The sequence below is a fragment of the Rhodopirellula sp. SH410 genome (assembly GCF_055811895.1).
Window position 1 is genome coordinate 4,859,082 of sequence record NZ_CM147949.1, and the last position, 19,829, is coordinate 4,878,910.

General features: G+C 57.0%; 6 protein-coding genes. 4 read left to right on the plus strand and 2 right to left on the minus strand.

Annotated elements, in window-relative coordinates:
• Positions 1-213: 213 nt before the first annotated feature.
• Entirely contained in the window at positions 214-12,369 is a 12,156-nt protein-coding gene (locus tag SH410x_RS17795) for a DUF1583 domain-containing protein (RefSeq protein ID WP_473669462.1), read from the minus strand.
• Positions 12,370-12,655: 286 nt separating this feature from the next.
• Between SH410x_RS17795 and SH410x_RS17800 the strand changes: the two genes are divergently transcribed.
• From SH410x_RS17800 to SH410x_RS17815, 4 genes are read left to right on the plus strand one after another with little or no spacing between them, the layout of a single operon-like run.
• Positions 12,656-13,666, plus strand: a complete 1,011-nt coding sequence (locus tag SH410x_RS17800; protein WP_473669464.1) for an AAA family ATPase — start codon at positions 12,656-12,658, stop codon at positions 13,664-13,666.
• A gap of 50 nt (positions 13,667-13,716) precedes the next feature.
• Positions 13,717-14,544, plus strand: coding sequence for a DUF58 domain-containing protein (locus tag SH410x_RS17805; protein WP_473669466.1), 828 nt, complete (start codon positions 13,717-13,719; stop codon positions 14,542-14,544).
• Between the two features lie 5 nt (positions 14,545-14,549).
• Positions 14,550-16,349 (plus strand): vWA domain-containing protein, encoded by a 1,800-nt coding sequence (locus SH410x_RS17810; RefSeq protein WP_473669468.1) that lies wholly within the window; start codon positions 14,550-14,552, stop codon positions 16,347-16,349.
• Positions 16,350-16,353: 4 nt separating this feature from the next.
• A complete protein-coding gene (locus SH410x_RS17815; protein ID WP_473669470.1) occupies positions 16,354-18,996 on the plus strand; it encodes a VWA domain-containing protein in 2,643 nt (880 codons plus the stop codon).
• Between the two features lie 69 nt (positions 18,997-19,065).
• Here the strand turns inward: SH410x_RS17815 and SH410x_RS17820 are convergent, their stop codons facing one another.
• On the minus strand, positions 19,066-19,818 hold the full coding sequence (locus SH410x_RS17820) for a DUF3386 family protein (protein ID WP_473669472.1): 753 nt from the start codon (positions 19,816-19,818) through the stop codon (positions 19,066-19,068).
• Between the last annotated feature and the right edge of the window lie 11 nt (positions 19,819-19,829).

Sequence of the window (19,829 nt, forward strand, 5' to 3'; positions counted from 1 at the left end):
GGAGAGAAGTGGGAGGATGGTTGTTAGGTGATGCTTCCCTAATCCGTGGAACCACCGATCCGGAACGTGTGGGGCGGTGACAAAATGGGATCGCCGGCTCGCACGCAGTGACAGGTGATTGGGGTCAAAATCCTTCAGCTCGGACGGGCGGAACCGTCCGGTTACCTTGGAGTATATCCGTTGGTGCCCTAGGTGGGGGAGGGAAATCTCTCACTATTTTTCTTCGATCAGACTCAGTTTTTGCAGAGTGAGTTCGGCGGTACACGCGCTGTCGGAGCATTTACAGCCAAATTCGACCGTTCGAATTGCCGCAGAACCGACCGGAAACGCCGCCAACCATCGGAAATCTTCCGAATTTGGATCTGCGATCAAGCAATGTATCTGCCCATCGCGGCGAATCATTCGCAACCGGCCCGATGGCATCGCTTCGTGAACCGCAAAACCGCCGTAATATTTTTCTTGCGGGTTGGGGAAGTTGTGGGACATGCGCGTGCGACAGGTGGGGCGGTTTTCTTTGTCCAACGATAGCTGCAGCTCGAAGACCGAGTTTTCAGGATCATTCATCTGAATCCGAAGTCCTGTCGCAATCCCCCAACCTTCTTTCACCGGCGTCATCTTCAAGTCCGCATAATCCGCCGTGATCTGAAAATCTCCTTCGACGACTTTTCGCCGGATCACACCCGGAAGCGATGAATATCCCTCGCTATCATGCAGCGTCATCCGAACGCCATCGTTGGACTCGGTCGTGCGGTCGGCCGGACCCAGGATCTGGAAACCTGCCGACTTCATCTCAGCGAGTGTTTCTGAAACTTGGGCGTTTCCATCGAGTGCGAATGCTCCGCCTTCAGGTGCGGCGAGATCTTGATCTTCGACCGTTGGGAATGTCTTCGGCCAATCGCCACGATAGACCACGTTTCGGACGCGGCACTTGGTCTGATTCACGTAGCGAAACAATCCAAAATGTCGCTCGGAACTCGGCGACGCCACGTCAATGCCCGCAATTTCGACATCGTTGACTGTGATCGTCAATCGATCCCCTGCGAGCTGCAATCGTACTTGGTTCCAGTCATTCTCGCGTAGCGGTACGGATGTGGCCGCCCCGTCAATCTCCGACGCATTGTCCGGTGCCAGGCCACTCGTTTCGTATTGGCCTTCGGTCAGACGATGACGGCGAATCCCATCAGGCGAGATGAAGAAGGCCTCTCGTCCGAGTGCCGGATGGACTTCAAAGACGCCCGGTTCATACCAGCACTCCAATTCAATCACCCCATCTTCGAACATGGGACGTTGGTATTGGATCAGACTCTCCACATCGGTGGCTTGAGTATTGAGCACGCGATCGCCAACGATTTCATCACCATCGCGAATCCATGGTGCGTTCGAGTTGCGGTCCGTGGAATGCCATCCGCCATAGATGTCGGCACGCCATCCAGACAGTTTATGGACGTCGATCAAGTCAATCTCGTCAGGGATCACGGGAGTACCTGTGATCCGCAGATCGCTCATCGTTGCGTAGTCGGACGGCCAGTTGGCCTGCAACATCAGCCATGGATTGGCAGGCGAATCAAAGTGTTCCTCATGAATCTTCACGCCGTTGCTGAACGTCGTAATCTTGTTGCCATCAACTTCAAATCGGGTCTTCGTGCGATGATCCCAGTGCGGCAACTCCACATCGTCACCAACCGTCTTTGAGCCGTGCATGACTGTGTAAACCTTCACGCCATGGAGATCATAGGACGGTTGAGCGGCATGTTCACCGTATGAAATGCTGACCTCCTCATGACCGAAGTTGGAGTGTTCGGCTTCGACAGTGAACTTACCTCGCAGTGGTGACTGAAAGAACAACTGAGTCCATATTTCGGAGGGGAAATGTTGCAGCGAACCTTTCGCACCCAACCACGTCGAAGGGCGATAGCCTTTCCAGCGGTCAACGGGACCCATGTACGATGTGGATTGCCACTGAGTGATGCCCTCGCTGGCGAGTGACTCTTGTTCCGGCGCAGAGTACTGTTGCAGACGTTCGATATCGCCGTACAAGGCATGGACATAGCGTGAAAAGGAATCATCGCCGGACTTCCGCTCGCCATCTCGTTCGGCAAAACGCATCTCTCGCACGATATCCAGAGCAGCAGTCCGATACTTTTGCTCATGAGCTGCTTGCCAGGCGAGGACATACTCGGCCGCTCGCTGACGCGATATCCATTCATCGGTCGAGTGGTCACGGAGCAGACGCCATGCCTGCTGCAATGCCAATCGCACACCGTCTTCGGCGCCCTTTCGCAACACAATTAATCCGCCCAGGGCGAGTCGGTTGTGCGTATCGAGACCCGAAGCATCCTCGCCGGGAAGGCCCGCGAGGACTGTCGATAACTCATCGAGTTTGCCGAGCTCATCGGCAACGCGGACAAGCTCCACAGCGGGGCACAGCACGTTGGCGAGCGTTGTGTCGTCGCGAGGTTCGCCAATCGAAAAGTACATTCGTGTGTTGGCATGATCCGGGGTTGGCAATACCCATGACTTCAGCATTTGGTACGCATCTTCGGGATTTAGATCCCGTGCCGATTCCACTACCTCGCCCGCGAGCAGCGCGATCGAGCTGTCGTCAACAATCGTACCGATTTCACGCCGTTGGGCATCAGAGAGTGGTTTGTCGAGCTCGGTGATATGGGCCGCTAACTCTTCGCTCCACCGCTCGGGCCAATCGCCGCTGAGCATCATCTTGCGAACCTGGGTCGCTTGATTCTTGTAGCGGAAGATGCCAAAGCGGGTTGATGATTGCGGCTCGATGGGGCGTTCGAACACCCATTCACCATTGACCGATACGGAGGCGGCACCGTCTGACAGCTTGAGCCTGACATGATTCCACTCGTTGGACTTGAGCGGCAACGCCTTCGGGCCGCGGCGGAATTCTGACTCGACGACCGAATTATCTGCGGCGATCGGCGTGGGGCCATCCCAGGAGGGAACGGTTACCCAGTGACTCGTGACACCATCGCCCTGCAACATCATCGCCAAACCGCCGATCGTTGGATGAGCGACCGATTGCCCAGGCACGTAGAAGAATTCGTACGCGACTTGATCGCCTTCGACCAATGGCCGAGCGTACTGAATCCAGCTCTGTTGTGGTATCCCACCGGGACGCGAAATCGCTCGTCCCTTGAGCACCCCGTCAACCGCGTCCCAGTCAAATTCACTGGGCTCCTGTTTCTGATAGTACGCCATGGCAGAATTTTCCTCTTCCACGGTTTCGGCCATCAAGCGATGCCGAGGCTGCGACTCCCCAAATACGGAACAATCCCAACCGTCCAACCGGTCCCTGCCGATCAGTGGGACTTCACGCGGGATGATAGGGTTGCCGTCTATGCGTACTTGACGCATGGCCGCCAAACGCACTTCCCAGGTAGACAACGTTAACCAGGGGCTGGTCATGACGGTTGGCTCCTCATAGACCGCCTGTCCGTTGATCGAATAGGTCAGTATTGAATCGCGTTGATCAAGTGCGGCAGTGCCAAACATGGGTCTGACGCGGTTGAACGAATCCTTGCGGGTGATCGACTCGTGATGGGTGATTGATTCAATCAGCGTCCGACCATTCTCAGAATTGATATTGATACCGTTGATTCCAACACTCGATTCCGCCCAATGGTCATCGAAGCGATCGATCGAAACCGTGAAATCACCCGTCAAGGGAAAACGCAAATACAACCGGTCATGTGCAGGGCCCCAAAAGTGAACCAGTTGGTTTTCATACGCCGACCACCATGGGGTTGCACCACCGAGGTCTCGTTCGTCTGTGGTCGGAATCCAATATTTCAGACGAGGGTAACCCGCCGATAGCGGTGCCGGTGAAGAGTCACGCTGGTTCCAATCGCGGACGAAAAGCTTCATCAACGTATTCTGGCCGCAGTCAATCAAACGTGCACGCAATGGTCGGTACTGGTCATCAAACACTGGCGAAATTGATTCCGAGTTCAAACACGCCTGGAGTAAAAGGTAGTCACCAAAGAGAGACGGATTTCCCCGCCGTGGATTCACAGGCTTGCTGCGCTCTTTCATCGAACTCGCCAGTGAATGGTAAGTCGCCAGGGCAACGTCGTTGTCACCCATCGCAACCGCGATCAGCCCGAGCAATGCTTCGGCGTCAGCTGTTTCGGCTTCCACCAGCGATTCGACTTCGCCACGCAATTCATCGAGCTGGTTCGCCGCCGCTGCTGCGCCGACGAGCTCTGTGAAATTGCTAAGTAATCGTGGCGATGCCTGGTCGGCGTTGGATTTGTCGTCCATGCGAAACACGGTGGGGACATAGCGTTGCCGGACCAGTTCAGTTAAGAACCGAATCGTTTGACGCCCCTCTGCTGGCATTGTCCAGTCCTTCCATGCTTGGTAGCGTTCTTGAGCAGTGGCCGTTTGCAGTGATTGCGCAACGGCGGAGAGCGGCATGGTCAGGTCCGGTCGGGAGTAGTTCTCAACATCAAAATCCATCGCCCGGCCGATGAGATCGAGCGTCAGGTCTGGCAGATTTAACGTCGCGGTCTGGCTAGCGATCTCGGCCAAGTCTCGCCATTGTTGGTTGAGACCGTAGTCGCCGCTGTATCGGCTGTAATAACTCTGCCGGCTGGATAGGAGTGTCTCGATATATTCCTTGACCGACTTGGAATCGCCCGTCGAGGCAAGGTACTCGTTGACGAGCTTCGGTAGCGCTGCGGACAGGTTCAATTCCGAGTTGTTGTTAGCGGAAACCCCCTGCAATTCGTCCTGGAGTGACCGGCGAAGAATCGGGAATGCTGCCGCCTTGAGTTCGTCGTGATCAAACGCTCGCAGCGCCGCCAAGAAAGCGGTCTCAGCGTTTGCGGTCGGCAATCCTGCGGCCGACATTGCCGCGAGCGCAGCGAGCGGTTCCTTGGCCGCCTCGGTTTCCCCTTGCTCGATAGCGATCAGCGTTTTGATCGCAGGAATCGAAACCCGCGTCGCTGGATTGCCTGCCCGCTTGTCCAATTGACGCGCGAGCTCGTCCAACCGATTCGATGCGGAGGCACTGGCCACCAAGGGCTCAGCCAAGCTGCCTGCCTGGGCGTCAAAAACATCCGCGTTAACGTACATCATGATCTCGGTTGCCCGATTTTCGGGCAACACCATCGCGGCCAAGACGTCGAAGGTTTCCGTCGGCGGATAGTCCTCGCCGGACCACAGACCAACAATCTCTTTGAGCGATTTCACAACCTCTGTTTCCATCGGATCGGCAGTGGGCTCGCTGTTAGTGCTGAGCACACGGGCGACGCTTGCCGATTGCGTGGTGCTCAAACTGTCGTTGGAAACATCCGCGACGGGGAAGCCGCCGCGCAGTGACTCTTTGACCGCCCTGCGAGAGAGTTGCGGCATGCCGTGCCGTGCGGCGAATCTGCCTACCAAGCTGGCGACGCGGAACTGGGACACTGTCAATGGCGGAACGAACGCTTTTGCGGGATCAGACGCCTTCTCGCCAGCATTCTTTGAGTGCGCCGGACGAATGGTCACTGCGTTGAGCAACTGAGTCCAACGCTGGCGTCCACCCTCGGTATCGCCCTTGTCGACCAGACGCTGTCCCCATTCGAACAGGACTGCGGCCTGCTCTTTGAAGGAAACCTGACGGTCGGCGGCGGCCAGAGCGACCTCGGCCAGCGAATTCCCAACGTCGGCCAGATCATCCCGTCCCAGGCACTGCCTCGCAACGAGCCAGATCGGCACCAACGCAGCCGCCTCGCGGCGCTGCCGGGAATTGGGACGACGGCCTTCCGCGATCGGTTCGAGCGGATGCGTCTGCACGATCGAGTTCAGTCGCTCAACGGCCGCCTCGGCATCATCTCGGTCTGACTGCAACTTCCAATCGGCTTCCGCAATTGCAATCGAGACATCCTGGGGATATTGATTGGCCATCGCATCGAAGCGGCTTGCAATCGCGTTTTCCGTCTGTGGGTCCTGTGACAATTGATTCAGCAACGCCACATAGGCGCTGTTCATCGGATTAATCGTGGCAGCGTCCGCCGCTGAGATTCCAACCATTAAGTCAACCACGGAAGCATTCGGTTTGACTTCCTCAGGCATTTTTAACAGCTGAGAGATCATCTTGTCCGCTTTTTCCGGCTTCATCGCGGCGAGAGCCTTTTTGATGCCCGACTCAGCCTGCTGCTTGAATTGATCACCACGGCTGGTGAACTGGGCAGCGGCCTTCATGCCGTCCGTATCGTCAAGTGTCTCACGATACAGCCGAATCGCATCGACGGGGAAATCCATCTCCAGCAACCGCTCACCAACCCACTGCATGTTTTCGAGGCGTTGGTAGGATGCATAAGACTGGTCGTACTGATTGGCGTCGCCACCACTGAGTTGATTGAGCAATAGGTCTCGAGCCTCGTCCTTACGCCCGGCCGCATCATAAGCCGTGATCAGTTTTGCGACGGGTGAATATTGCAGTTGGCTCGTGCGATTCTGAGACGGGTTCTTCACTGCTTTTTCGAACAGTGTCAACGCGAGAGCCTGAGTCTTCTCGTCTTGATCGAGTGCTTGGCCAATGATCCAACATGTTTCCGCCGGGATCGTCTTCATCACGTCTTGATCATCAACAATGGACTTCAAGCGGTCGCGTCCCGCTTCGGAGTGCTCCGTCGCCAGTTCAATGAATGCGAGCATGGCTTGACCGCCGAGCCATTCGGGGTGCGCGTCCGCCGCAGTTCGGATTGTCTCTTCCAAATCCTTGATTTTGTCGGTCGACTTCACGCCGTTCAAAAGTTGGCCAAAGTGTGTACTGACGGTACCGTTGCCGGAGTACGAATAGATGGAATCCATCCCCGTCCAACGATTGGCTTTGATGTCCATGGGGGTCGGCACAGCCATCTTTTTGGCGAAGGCGTAGACGCGTGGATTTTCGAGCAGTTTCGGGTCCCCAAAATTCTGGACCAAGTAGCGGCGATATTGGGGCAACGCATCGAACGCTTGTTCCAACAGTGCCATGGCAACATCGACATTCTCGCCCTCTCGCAGCATCGATGTCGCCGCTTGAGAAATGTAATACGGCTGGGTGACCTGTTTCAGGTCAATGTTGGTGAGTGCTTTGACCAGGTCAACGCGGCGTTTTGCTTGGGTGAACACCCGTTCGATTTGGTACAGCTCGGACGTGACCCAGTTGGGCTGCAAGCGGAGCACTGCCAAATACTCATCGCAGGCTTCGCTTTGTTTGCCGGCCAATTCCCATTGTTTGGCCAGCTGCAGATGCAACATCGGTGAATCGGGGCGTCGCTTGACAGCCGCCTGGAGCAGCACCAAGGCCGCCTCTTTCTGACCGGTGACGGTGTAGAACTCGATCAGTTGTTCGACCAGCTTGTCCGAGTCAGGCGATCGATTGTACTGTTCCTCCAATTGCGTGATGAGCTCCTTCAACGCTCCCGAACGCTGCAACACATTGATCGCTTGCGTGCGTACCCCGCTCTCGCTACTCCGGTATCGCGATGGACTTTGCGAGGATCGTGAGTTAATTGACATGGGCGAACTGGTGCGGCGGAGCAGGATGTGAGCGACCTGGTTCGCCTTGTCTGTTTTTCCTTGCCCCTGGTAGAGCATCATCAGCGATGCCATCGACGAGGTTTGATTGCTGCTGGTCCGTTCGATTCGTGAGATGACCGCATCGGCCATTTCATTCAGTCCGAGTCGCCGCATCCGTTCGACGAGGCTTAATTGAAGTTGGGGATTCAACCGCAGTCCAAACAAACGCTCGGCCGCGGTGCGAGCGCGATCGATATCGCCGATCCGTTCGGCCAATTGCAGCACCGCGATCTCTTTGCGCTGCAGGACCTGTTGGTCGCGAGGATGGATCGATTCCACCAGCGTCAAGGCGTCCTCGAAATCGCTGCGTTGCTCGTACATCGCCGCCATGTCGAACCGCATCGAGAGATCTTCAGGCAACTGGTCGGTGACCTTGGCCATCGACTCGATCGCTGCGTCCTGGTCGTCTGCCCACCACAAGGCTGCGGCTAAGTAAAGTTGATCACACAACGCTTCCACTGATTCCGATTCCTTGACGTCGTTCACCCGCGACTGCAATTTATCCACGAGATCGCTCGCGACATCGTTTTTGACGAGATTCTCGTGGACTTGCCGGAGCAGCGTTAGCGTGGGCTGATCGAGATACAGACTCGTCGGAGGGAAGGTGATGTTGGTATACGTCGTTTCCTCGCCATAGACAATTTGCGTCCGCCCGCTCGACGCATTGCCGCTCAACGCCTGACGCTTTCTTGTGTTGAGCGCATCGACTAGCTGGCGATGTTTCGCTTCGGCAACGGAAACGTCGAGTACCGCGTCTAAGATCGTCAGGAGACGAGCGTTCTCTTCCTCGGCAGCGAGCTTGCCCATCCATCGCTGGATCGTGTAGGTCGCAGCCGGCAGGACGGTTGCACTCGCGGTGCTTCCGGCGTTCGCAGAGCGGGTGCCACGGCGTGAAGGAGCCTCGACAGGTGCGGCGGCAATCTGTTTTAACGCCTCTTTCTGCCAACGATCGAAATAGACAGCGATCTCCTCATCTCGCTCCTCTTTCATGAGCAAGGACATCGCCTCGGTGAGTTGTCCGGCGGTCTCGGCCTGCTGCAAATGCGTGTCGAGCAACTTCTCGGCCTCGTCGTCGTGCCCCCCTAGGCGTAGTTCCTCGACCAGCGTGTTCAGGAACGCTCCCTCTCCTTTGAACACGCCCGGCAGCATTTGATAGCTGCCACCGACTAAGGCATAGGCTTGCCCATTGTTAGCGAAAGCGATGTTGCCACCATAAATCGCCGCGAGATCTACATTTTTGTTTTCTGCCTCGAGGGCCGCGTAGCAATCACGGACCAACTGTAGATCATCCTCCGAGAGTGCCGTTTTGATGATTTCGGCGTTCTGTTGATTCGCCGTTGGCTGGGCATCTCGTAGCGACAGCGATGACAGGAAGAAGCGTTGTCCCTCGCTCTCGCCCTCTTGGGCCAATCGGCGAGCAATTTCGTAAACCTTCTTGTGGTCCTCCGTAATCGACGCAGCATACAGTGCGTCGTAGATCGCGCTGCGTGGTGCATCGTTGGCATCGGCCGCTACGTAAAAATTGTCGACGAGTGACGTTGACTCGTCGGAGGTCGCGTCGGCTTCGGCCGAGTCGACTTCCGTCTCACGTTCCGCATCCTGTTCGAATTTCACCAACCATCCCATCGCCGCCATCCGGGCCACGCCGTAGACGTCGGGCGTCCAGATCGTGGGCGTCTGCCCAGGCGGATAGTACCGATTGTCGGCGACCAATCCCGAGGTCTGCCGAACTTGCAGCGCCGATGACCGCATCGCTAAGGGAGACTGACGTTGGGGGGCCACTGAAGTGACGCCTCGCAGATTGTCGGACTTCGCCTTGGCTTGATCACGCTGCCACTGCGCCTCGGCAGACCTGCCCATTGAGTCAAACGGCAAGCTGAGCGACAAAATACGATCAAAACGGTTCTTCGCTTCGCCAGCCTTCTCCAGGTTGGCCCATGCGAGGGCTTCGCGGTAGAGCAGTTCCCAATCGTCACGCGACTGAGCTAATAGCGGCTCGATCACATCAATCACCGCTTCGTTGTTACCCTGTCGCAGCAACGAATCGATCGCCTTGATTTGCCGGATGGGATCTTCTTCGCCCCGCGTCAGCTTGACAAAAATGTCCCGAGCTTCGTCCGTCTCACCGTTGGACATCAGCATCGTTGCGAGCGGGAATTCCGTTTCGTGTCCGGGCGCGAGGGCGACGAGTTGGCGTTGGTAGCCGATCGCCGCATCGAGTTCGGCACCGTCCTGGCAGAGTTTGGCTAGCTGGTTGAGCAGATTGGTGTCCCGGGTATCCTCGCTGAGCAGACTCTCGAGTTCTTGCCGGGCTGCACCAAAATCGCCCGTCGTGTGCCAGGCCTGAGCGAGACAAATCGTCATTTCCCGCCGTTTGTCGTCCTCACGCCGGTCCCGCTCGAACCGTTCGATGAGTTTGTCGAACTGGTTGGTCTGCTGATAGAGATTGGCGAGCTGTATCGTCAGACTGACTTTGTCTTCGACCTCATCGGATTTTTCGAACGCACGCCAGTACACCTCGATCGCTTCGTCGGTACGCAACTGCTCGGCGAGCGCCGCGGCGAGTGCCATGATCAGATGCGGCTCGTTGGGGTTGATCCGAACCGCTTTCCGCAGTGCTTCGAGACCATCGTCGGTCTTGCCCATACGGAAACACATTTGGGCGTAGAACTCGTAATGGTCGGTATTGCCCGGTGCCGACACAATCAATTCCTTGGCGGCGGCGAGGGCCTCGTCGGCGCGACCGAGCTGTGCTTCCAAACGCGACACGTTCATCAAGTGATCGCCGCGTGCACGCCGATCGATCGCAGCGAGCTTGCGGCTCGTCTCAGCGGCGCGGCCATAATCACCGGATGTCTCGGCGATCCGCGCCGCAGCGGTCAAGCTGACGATGGATTTCGGATCGAGCTCGATCGCTGTATCGATCGCGGCCGTCGCGTCCGCCCAACGCCGTGCCGCCTCGTAGTAGCGTGCCAAACGGTACCAATCCGTGGTGGTCGACTCTGGGTTGTCGCTCACTTCCGCCGCTAAACGCTCTGATTCCTCTTCCAGCCGTTGGCTGGTTTGCAAGACCTCGATCCGCTGGGTGACGACGGCCTCATGCTCATCATCGCTCGACGCGATTTTTTTGGCTTGAGCGATATAGGCGAGTGCATCGTCGAATTTGCCCGCGCGGCTGTGGGTGTCCGCAGCACGAATCTGAAGATTGAAATTCTTGGGGTCGAGTGTCACCGCCGCCGCGATTTCCGTGATTGCCTTTTCCGGGAACCCAAAGCTGTTGTAGACTTCCGCCAGCCGCGTCAAGTTCACCGCCGTCGCCCGCTCGCCTGCGGCGATACCCGCCCAAACGGCGAGTGCTTCCTCGGGGCGTTTTTGGATGTAGAGGAACTCGCCCAAGTATTCGCGGTACTGAGGATCGGCGGGTGACCGTTTAATCGCACGCCGATAGAGCTCTTCGGCTTGAGGCAATAAATTATTTTGGCGATACAGGTCAGCAACCTGCGATACCACGACAGCATCCTCGTCATGACCGATCAGCATGCGGTTCCAAATGCGCTCGGCCTCCTGCTGCCGCTCGGCTTGTGGCATCTCCTTGTTCCGAAGCACCAACTTGCCCCAATCACGCAGGTAGTCCGGGTTCCCGGGTGCCGATTCCACCAGGATTTTGTATTGGGAAATGGCTTCGTCAAAACGACGGTCGTTGACCAATTGGTCGATGAATGATTTTCGTAAGTCCGTGCGCGAAGGGGCTAGCTTGAGGGCTTTCTCCATCCACTGCATCGCCTCTGGCATCCTTGCCGACGAGGCCAGGAAGCGAGCGAGTCGCGACATGCCATCAATGTCGTCGGGATGCGTTTCTAGCCAACGCTCGTAGTACTTGACCAAGCTGTCTTGGTCACCCGATCGCAAAAACACATCGTCAATGCGGCGGCGCACATCCCGGTACAGCCAACTGTCCGGATTCAAATCCGACATCACTTTTTCGAGTTCTGCGATTCCGGCATCACGTGAACCTGATTGAATTCGCAACTCCGCGGCGGCGACTTCGTAAACCACTCGGCGGTAGTCGTCATTGACGAGCGTGGCCAGTTTTTCGTAGCGGGGCAGGGCCAGTGCCGATTGTCCCTCATCGGCCAATGTCGCGGCGATCTGTTCGAGCACACGGGGGTCATCGGGAAATAGAGATTCCAATCGCTGCCACACCTCCATCGCTTCGTCGGTGCGCTGGGCGCGTTGGTGGACCCGGCCGAGTTGCTGATAGATTTCGAGGAGGTCGGCGCGAGGGGGTTGGCACTCGATCGCACGCTCCATCGACGCGACCGCCTCGACGGATTGGCCGATTCGCAGTTGAGATTGAGCGAGGTAGTAGGGCGCCAGAGCATCCTCAGGCCGCAACGATTCAGCTTGCGTAAACGCATCGGCTGCCGCTCCGTCGTTGCCGCGTTGCGATTCAAAGAGTCCGAGCAGCATCCACGCCGCACCGTCATCTGACGAATGTTGGGTCTCAACCTTAAGTGAATCGATCAAGTTATCGAGGGTGCCAAACTCAATGTGATGCCCATACACCCGATCCAGCGCGGTGCCACGCCGCGGGTTCCTTTTCAATATAAACAGAAACCTTTCGGCAGTCTTGATCTGGCGAAGTTCGTCTTCGGAGAGTTCGTCCGCATTTGCCTGATCGCGATCCGCTACAATTTGCGGTGCTGCGGCCACCTCTCGGTCCGGTGAGATGATCGTGGTGCAAAGTGAGAGTAAACCCAAACCAACCCAATTCGAACCGCTCATTAACTTCATCGGTCAACCTCAGAAAAGAAATTTCGCTACTCGTTTTATTGTCGCTCTGCTCTCCGAGCCGCAAGCGAAATACACACGATTCCAAGTGAGTCAAGAACCTTATGGCCGGTAGCAGCACTGCCAACCATGCCGCACAGATGTCTTGGCAAACTTCACTCACCACAAGACTCGCGAATCCATTCGGCTTGGAGCACCGATCGACAACCAAAATAACACAACGCGACTGCAGCATGTCACGATTCCCGATAGAATCGAGCTGACCTCCCCCACTCCGCGAGAACCATCGATGAACATCGACGATCAACTGAAACAGCAACTCGACGACTTCCGTCGCGACTTTCACTTGCTGAAATCTGAGATATCCAAGGTGATCGTTGGACAGAACGAGATCCTCGATGACATGTTGATTTCGCTCATTGCCGGTGGTCACGTGTTGCTCGAAGGGGTGCCTGGGCTCGGCAAAACACTGACCGTTCGTACATTGGCCGACGCCCTGCACCTGGACTTTCACCGCATCCAGTTCACACCCGATTTGATGCCCGCCGATTTGATCGGCACGCAAGTGATTGTCGAATCGGCGGACGGCCGCAAGGGATTCGAGTTCCAACGCGGGCCCTTGTTTGCCAATGTGCTGTTGGCTGACGAGATCAACCGTGCGACGCCGAAGACCCAGTCGGCGCTGCTCGAGGCGATGCAAGAACACAGCGTCACCGTCGCGGGAACCACTCATCGATTAGCCGAGCCATTCTTTGTCATGGCGACGCAGAACCCACTCGAGATGGAAGGCACCTATCCGCTGCCCGAAGCCCAGTTGGATCGATTCTTTTGCAAACTGCTGGTCAAATATCCCAGCGTCAGTGATCTCGAGTCGATCTTGGATCGGACGACCGAGTCGCTTCAAACGCAAGCCCAAGCGGTCATGACGGGAGAACGTATTTTGGAAATGTCAGCTTTGTCTCGGCTGATTCCGATCGCTTCGGACGTACGGCGGTATGGCATAGCGATGGTGGTCGCGACGCATCCTGACCACGAATTGGCAGCGGAGTCGACTAAGAAATACGTTCGCTACGGGGCATCACCACGTGGTCTGCAATCATTGATCCTGGGCGCAAAAATTCGAGCGATTCTCGACAACCGCTATCATGTCGCTCGCGAGGATTTACGTGAGATGGCGACTCCCGTATTGCGGCATCGATTGATTCTGAACTTTGAAGGTCAAGCTGAGGGGATCAGTGCTGACGATGTGGTCAGTAAGATCATTGCCGACGTTAACGAAGATGCACTGGCGGTGGCGTGAGCGTGCTCTTCCCACCTGATTTCCTGACGCGATTGGAATACCTTTCCATCATGTCCAAGCGTGTCTTTCGAGGCACGCTCTTGGCCCAACGTCGGACGACACAGATGGGCTCGGGGATTGAGTTTTCCGATCACCGTGAATACACGCCTGGCGATGACCTACGCTACCTGGACTGGAATATTTACGCTCGTCATGGTGACCTGCTGCTCAAGCGTTTTCAGGAAGAACAGGATCTGCATGTTTATTTGATGCTCGATTGTTCTCCGAGCATGGCAGTGGGGGATCCGGCAAAGTTTGATTTGGCACGGCACCTGACGGCCGCGCTGGCCTACATTGCACTGGCGGACCTCGATCGCATCGCGGTGCTCGCCTACGCCGACGGGATTGTGCAAGAATTTCCAGTGACGCGTGGCAAGGCACGTATTTTGGCTTTGATGCGGTTTTTGGAGTCGCTGTCGACCGTGGGGCACGATACGAATCTGTCGCGCGCCGTGCAGGGCCTGGTTCATCGCGGCGCCCGGTCGGGAATGGCGGTCGTGATCAGCGATTTCTTTGACCCCCACGGGTTTCAACCCGGATTGGATCTACTGCGGTCTCGGCGATTTGACGCTCATGTGCTGCAATTACATGACCCGAAGGAAGCCGACCCGCAACTGTTGGGTGATGCCGAGTTGGTGGACGTCGAAACCGATTCGGTCCGCATGGTCACGGTCACTGAAAAGCATCTACGAACCTATAAGAAACTGTTTCAGACGCACCAGCAGTCGGTACGTGATTACTGTTCCAACTATGGCTTGGGATGCACGCAGTCACCATCGACGGTGCCGTTTGACAAACTGGTGCTGAGCATGATGCGTGCTTCGGCGACGGGAGAATAAACACAATGTCGTTTGCCGCACCCATCGCCTTGACCTTGGCCGCTTTGGCTGTGCCGATTATTGGGCTGTACATCCTGAAGGTCCGACTGCGGCGGGTTCCGGTTTCGACCAACATGTTTTGGCAACAGGTCTACGACGAGAAGCCGCCGCGATCGTTGTGGCAAAATTTGCGGCACTGGCTTTCACTGTTGGCGCAGTTGGTTTTGCTCACACTGCTCGTGCTCGCGATTGCCGACCCGTTTTTTGCCTGGCAAGCCGCGCGGGCACGCCGAATGGTCATCGTTGTCGATGCCTCAGCGAGCATGCGGGCGAGCGATGTCGAACCCACGCGATTCGATTCAGCGATTGCCGAGGCGCATCGCATCATCGATGGCGTTCGCGATCACGATCAAGTCGCGATCGTCTCGGCCGGGAGCGTGCCGAAGGTCGTCACGGGAATGGCCAATCATGCCCCCACACTACGGCGTGCCATCGATTCGATTCACTGCACCGATGCACCGTCGTCGTTGGATTCAGCTCTCGCGCTCGGGCAACAACTCATCGGCGATCATCCCAACGGACAGATTGTCGTGATCAGCGACGGTGGTCAGGAACTACCGCCCGACATTGATCAACGCATCGTGGGCACGCCTGCGATCAACCTCGGCATCACGCAGTTGCAGGCCCGACGCAGTTTTGTCGATCCGGTCGGATACGAGGTGCTCGTCGAAGTGAAGAACGCGTCGGAAGAGCCCGCCCTCGGCCGACTGGAGTTGGAACTCGACGGCGTCCCGATCGACGTGCTGCCCTTGGAACTCGAGCCGGAACAATCGTGGTCACGCACAATTGAGAAGACGTCGCTCGAAGGCGGCGAGCTCACGGCGACATTAACGCAGTTGGAACAGGCTGACTTCTTGCAGACTGACAATACGGCCTGGGCGATCGTGCCACCACGCGCGCTGCAGAATGTACTGATTGTCTCGCCTGGCAACCTGTTTTTGCAAAAAGTCTTCGAAGCCAACCCGCTGGTGAGCGTCGTCGTCACGGACGAGCTGCCGGACAGGTGGCCTGCTGACACGATCGTGGTGCTGCACAGACTCGTCCCCGAGAAAATGCCAGCGAATGATTTTTTGATGATTGATCCGGAAGCGAATAGTGATTTGTGGGACGTGGGCGAACGGATTGCCAATCCAATCGTTACCGAGCAGGACGAATCATCGCCACTGATGACCTACATTCGTTTGGATAACGTGCTCGTGCCCGAAGCACGCCAGCTCCAATTTATGGGGGCTGTCGATGCGCTCGCAGCCACCGTGAGCGGCGAACCAATTTACGCTTCGCTCGATCGTGATTCGGGCAAGGCACTCGTACTCAGCGTGAACTTGGAACAGAGCGATTTGGCATTCCGTACCGCGTTCCCTATCCTGATCACCAACGCGTTGGCGTGGTTCGCGGACCAATCCGGTGAGCTGGAGCAGGCCATCGCGACCGCAGGTGTGGCCACGATCAAGTTGGATGCCGATGAGAAGCGGACACTCGTCTCACCGTCGGGAGAACGCTCGGCGGTCGCCGGCGATCAAGTGGGACCTTTGACAGAAGTCGGGATCTGGGCGGTTGAGGGGAACGCCGCTGAAAAGAAGATCGCAGTCAACTTGGCCAACGCAGCCGAATCGGATTTGCGGCCCGTTGCCGCGGCGCAGGCCGACCGGCAATCTTCCGCTGCGGCACTGTGGTTCACCCGCCCAATTTGGTTCTACTGCGCTGCGTTGGCCCTTTTGTTGTTTGTGGTGGAATGGTTTTTGTATCAACGCCGGCTGATCGGATAGCGCCATGATCCCGTTGGAATGGACACGACCGTGGTTCTTACTCGCCCTGATTCCCATCTTGGCGGTGATTGTTGCCTATTTTCGTCGGTCCCTCTCGGACTTTCCACATCGCCAGCGGATCGTGTCACTGTTGGTACGCATGATCATTGCCACTTTGTTGATCGCCGCGTTGGCGGGCTTGACGTTATTACGCGACACACGAGAGCAGTTTGTCGTTCTTTTGACGGACGATAGTTTGAGCATCGATGACGACGCGAAGAAGCAACTCGATGATTTTGTCCGGCAAGCTGTCACGAGCAAAGGTGGCAATGAACTCGCCATGCTTTCGTTCGCATCGTCGACCGGTCCCATCCACTCCCTCAGCGACGTGGCATCGATTCCAAAGCCGCGAGATGCGGGCGACCGCAGCGATGATGACAGCAGAGGTGGACAAGACGCGGATGAAAACGAGCAGAATCAGCAGCGGGACGGAACAAACTTGGCCGCTGCGATCGAAGCGGCGGCCGGCTACATCCCACCTGGATATGTCCCGCAAATTGTGCTCGTCACAGATGGGAATCAAACTGCGGGCGATGCTGTCGGCGCAGCCTCGCAGAGTCGCGTTCCGATCACGACCGTGGCGCTTCCATCGATGAGCGAGCCCGAAATTCAGGTTGCTGCGGTCGATGTTCCCGCGGAGGTTCGAGAGGGGGAGCCATTCAATGTCGGTGTCGTTGTCCAGTCCAATCATGACGACGAGGGGCTCGTTGAGGTTTACCGAGGCGACCACAAGGTGATCAGTGAAACGAAAAAGTTCACGAAGGGCGAGAATCGATTTCAGTTTCAACAATCGATCGAGCGAGACCGCTTGGCCGCTTTCACGGTACGTGTCACGGGAGTGGAGCAAGACACTTTGCTTGACAACAACTCCGATATCGGTCTGGTCTATTCAGCGGGCAAACCACGGGTGCTGATTATCGAAAGCGATCCAAACCTGATCCGTGAACTGGCTTACGCACTCGAAGATGAAGGGATTATGGTCGATGTCCGGCCTCCCCAGGGAATGCCGGAATCGTTGGCTGACCTGCAGAACTACGAGTGCTTGATGTTATCCAATGTCCCTGCGACGGCGCTATCGCAAACGCAGATGCAGATCGCCCGGACCTGGGTTCAGGAATTGGGCGGCGGATTGATCATGCTCGGGGGTGAGCAGTCGTTCGGATTGGGCGGCTACTACAAAAGCGCTCTCGAGGATGTCCTGCCCGTACGCAGCGACTTTGAAAAAGAAAAAGAGAAACCGTCGCTCGCGATGGTTTTGGTCATCGACAAATCGGGGTCGATGCAAGGCGATCCTATCGAGATGGCTAAATCCGCCGCCCGCGCTGCCGTCGAATTGTTGGGCCGGCGAGATAAAGTCGCCGTGCTCGCCTTCGATGGTGAAACGTTCGTGATCAGCGACATGCAACCGGCCAGCAATTCGCTGAAGATCAGTGACGAGATCGCTCGGATCGATGCTGGAGGGGGAACGAACATGTATCCTGCGATGGAGATGTCGTTTGACATGCTGCAAGCAACCTCGGCGAAACTCAAACACGTGATCCTGCTGACCGATGGCGTGTCCACTCCCGGCGATTTCGAAGGCATGGCCCAGCAGATGGCATCGCTGAAAATCACCGTGTCGACCGTAGCCGCCGGCGGCGGCGCCGATACCGAGCTGCTCGAACAGATCGCCCGCACCGGCAAGGGGCGTTACTACTTCACCGATGACCCGGCTCAAGTGCCACAGATCTTTGCCAAGGAAACCGTCACGGCGAGTAAGTCGGCGATCGATGAGCAGCCGTTCCTCCCCGTGGTCATCCGGGCGACCCACGCGCTCGCGGATCTGGACATGGAATCCGCTCCGTTTCTGCTGGGATATGTGATGACGCGTCCCAAGCCCACCAGCGAAGTGATTTTGGCGACCGAAAAAGGAGACCCGCTGTTGGCGTGGTGGCGATATGGGTTAGGCATGACCGCCGCATTCACATCCGATGCGAAATCTCGCTGGGCCGCTGAGTGGATGACGTGGCCGGGATACGGCAAGTTTTGGACACAGGTGATCCGGCAGGTCATGCGCAAGAGCGATACTCGTGGTATCGAAGTTCACACGGTCCGTGACGCTGACCGCATTCACGTTGACATCGATGCGGCCAACGAAGTCGGCCAGTTTCTCAATGCCGCCGAAGTCGAACTGACCGTGATCGATCCCCAGCTCAAACGACAAACGATGACGGTCGCCCAATCGGCGCCGGGCCGCTACGCAGGCGACTTTGATTTGCCGGTGCCCGGTTCCTATCACATGGAGATCAATGTCAAACAAAATGGTCAAACCGTGTATCGACAGTCACGCGGGGTGATGCGGGGTTACAGTGACGAGTTGCGCATCCGGCCGACCGACGAAACGCTCTTGAAACAGATCGCCGAAGTCTCCGGTGGCCAGTACAACCCGAGTGCCGCTGAGCTATTCGATTCCACCGACGCCGTCGCCAACCGCCCTACCCCACTATGGCCCTGGTTACTCACCGCCACCGCTTTCCTGCTGATCCTCGACGTCGCTCTGCGTCGCATCGACTTCGGGCTGCATTGGAATCGTTGGTTCGGATTCGCTCCCGCGGCGCCAACCGGGTAGCAACGAGTCGGAAGAGCAACCGCGTGGTGACCTACCTCGCGGTAGGTCATCACGAAGCGAGTGACCACACTATTCCGCGGGCAGCAATTGGTGATTGCTGAAATGAAGTTCCCGAATTTCTCGTGCACCGTCGGCACCGACGTGGACCGTGAATGTGCTTTCGGGCAAGTAGAAATCACCGACCTTCGTCCATGTGAAGCGGTTGCTGCCGTTGGATTTCAAGTTGCCTGTGGCAGGATCGCGAAAGGTTACTGAGGTCGTCTCAGGTAGGAATTGGCCGTTGTCAGTTTCAAATTGCTCGACGTTGGTGATTTCCATCCATGCGGATTTGGATTTTCGATGCACTTCGCGGATCACACCATCCTGAATTCGAAATTCGCCCGAGCCGTCTCGGTGACCGATCAATCGGCCGATTGGACTAGGCTGGTTGTCGTCCAGAAATACCACGTCATAGGTGGGCGCGTCATCGGGACGACGGTGCGAAATCACAGAGCGTAGTTTGGAGTCCACCCAAGGTTCGTCGGCATCGGCGGGTAGGCGATAAGTGTATTCAAAGTCGCTCTCCACCTTGAGTTTTGTGGCATGCGACGCGTTGTCGGTGACCACGCCGAGATCAGCGGTAAAGCCAGGGAAGTTCTCCCATACGGCGCGTGAGTTGTGTCCGGCGAGCATCATCGCAGCGGCGCGATCTGCGGGAGAGAGGGCGGACGCGTGCGATCCGGCGGTGGGGACGCTTGCTTCCTGGGCGGTCAGCGGACTCGTCGCTGCCAAGTTGGAGACAATGCCAGCGACGAGCAAGAGGCGTGCAGTTGGATTCTTCATTTGTAGTTCTC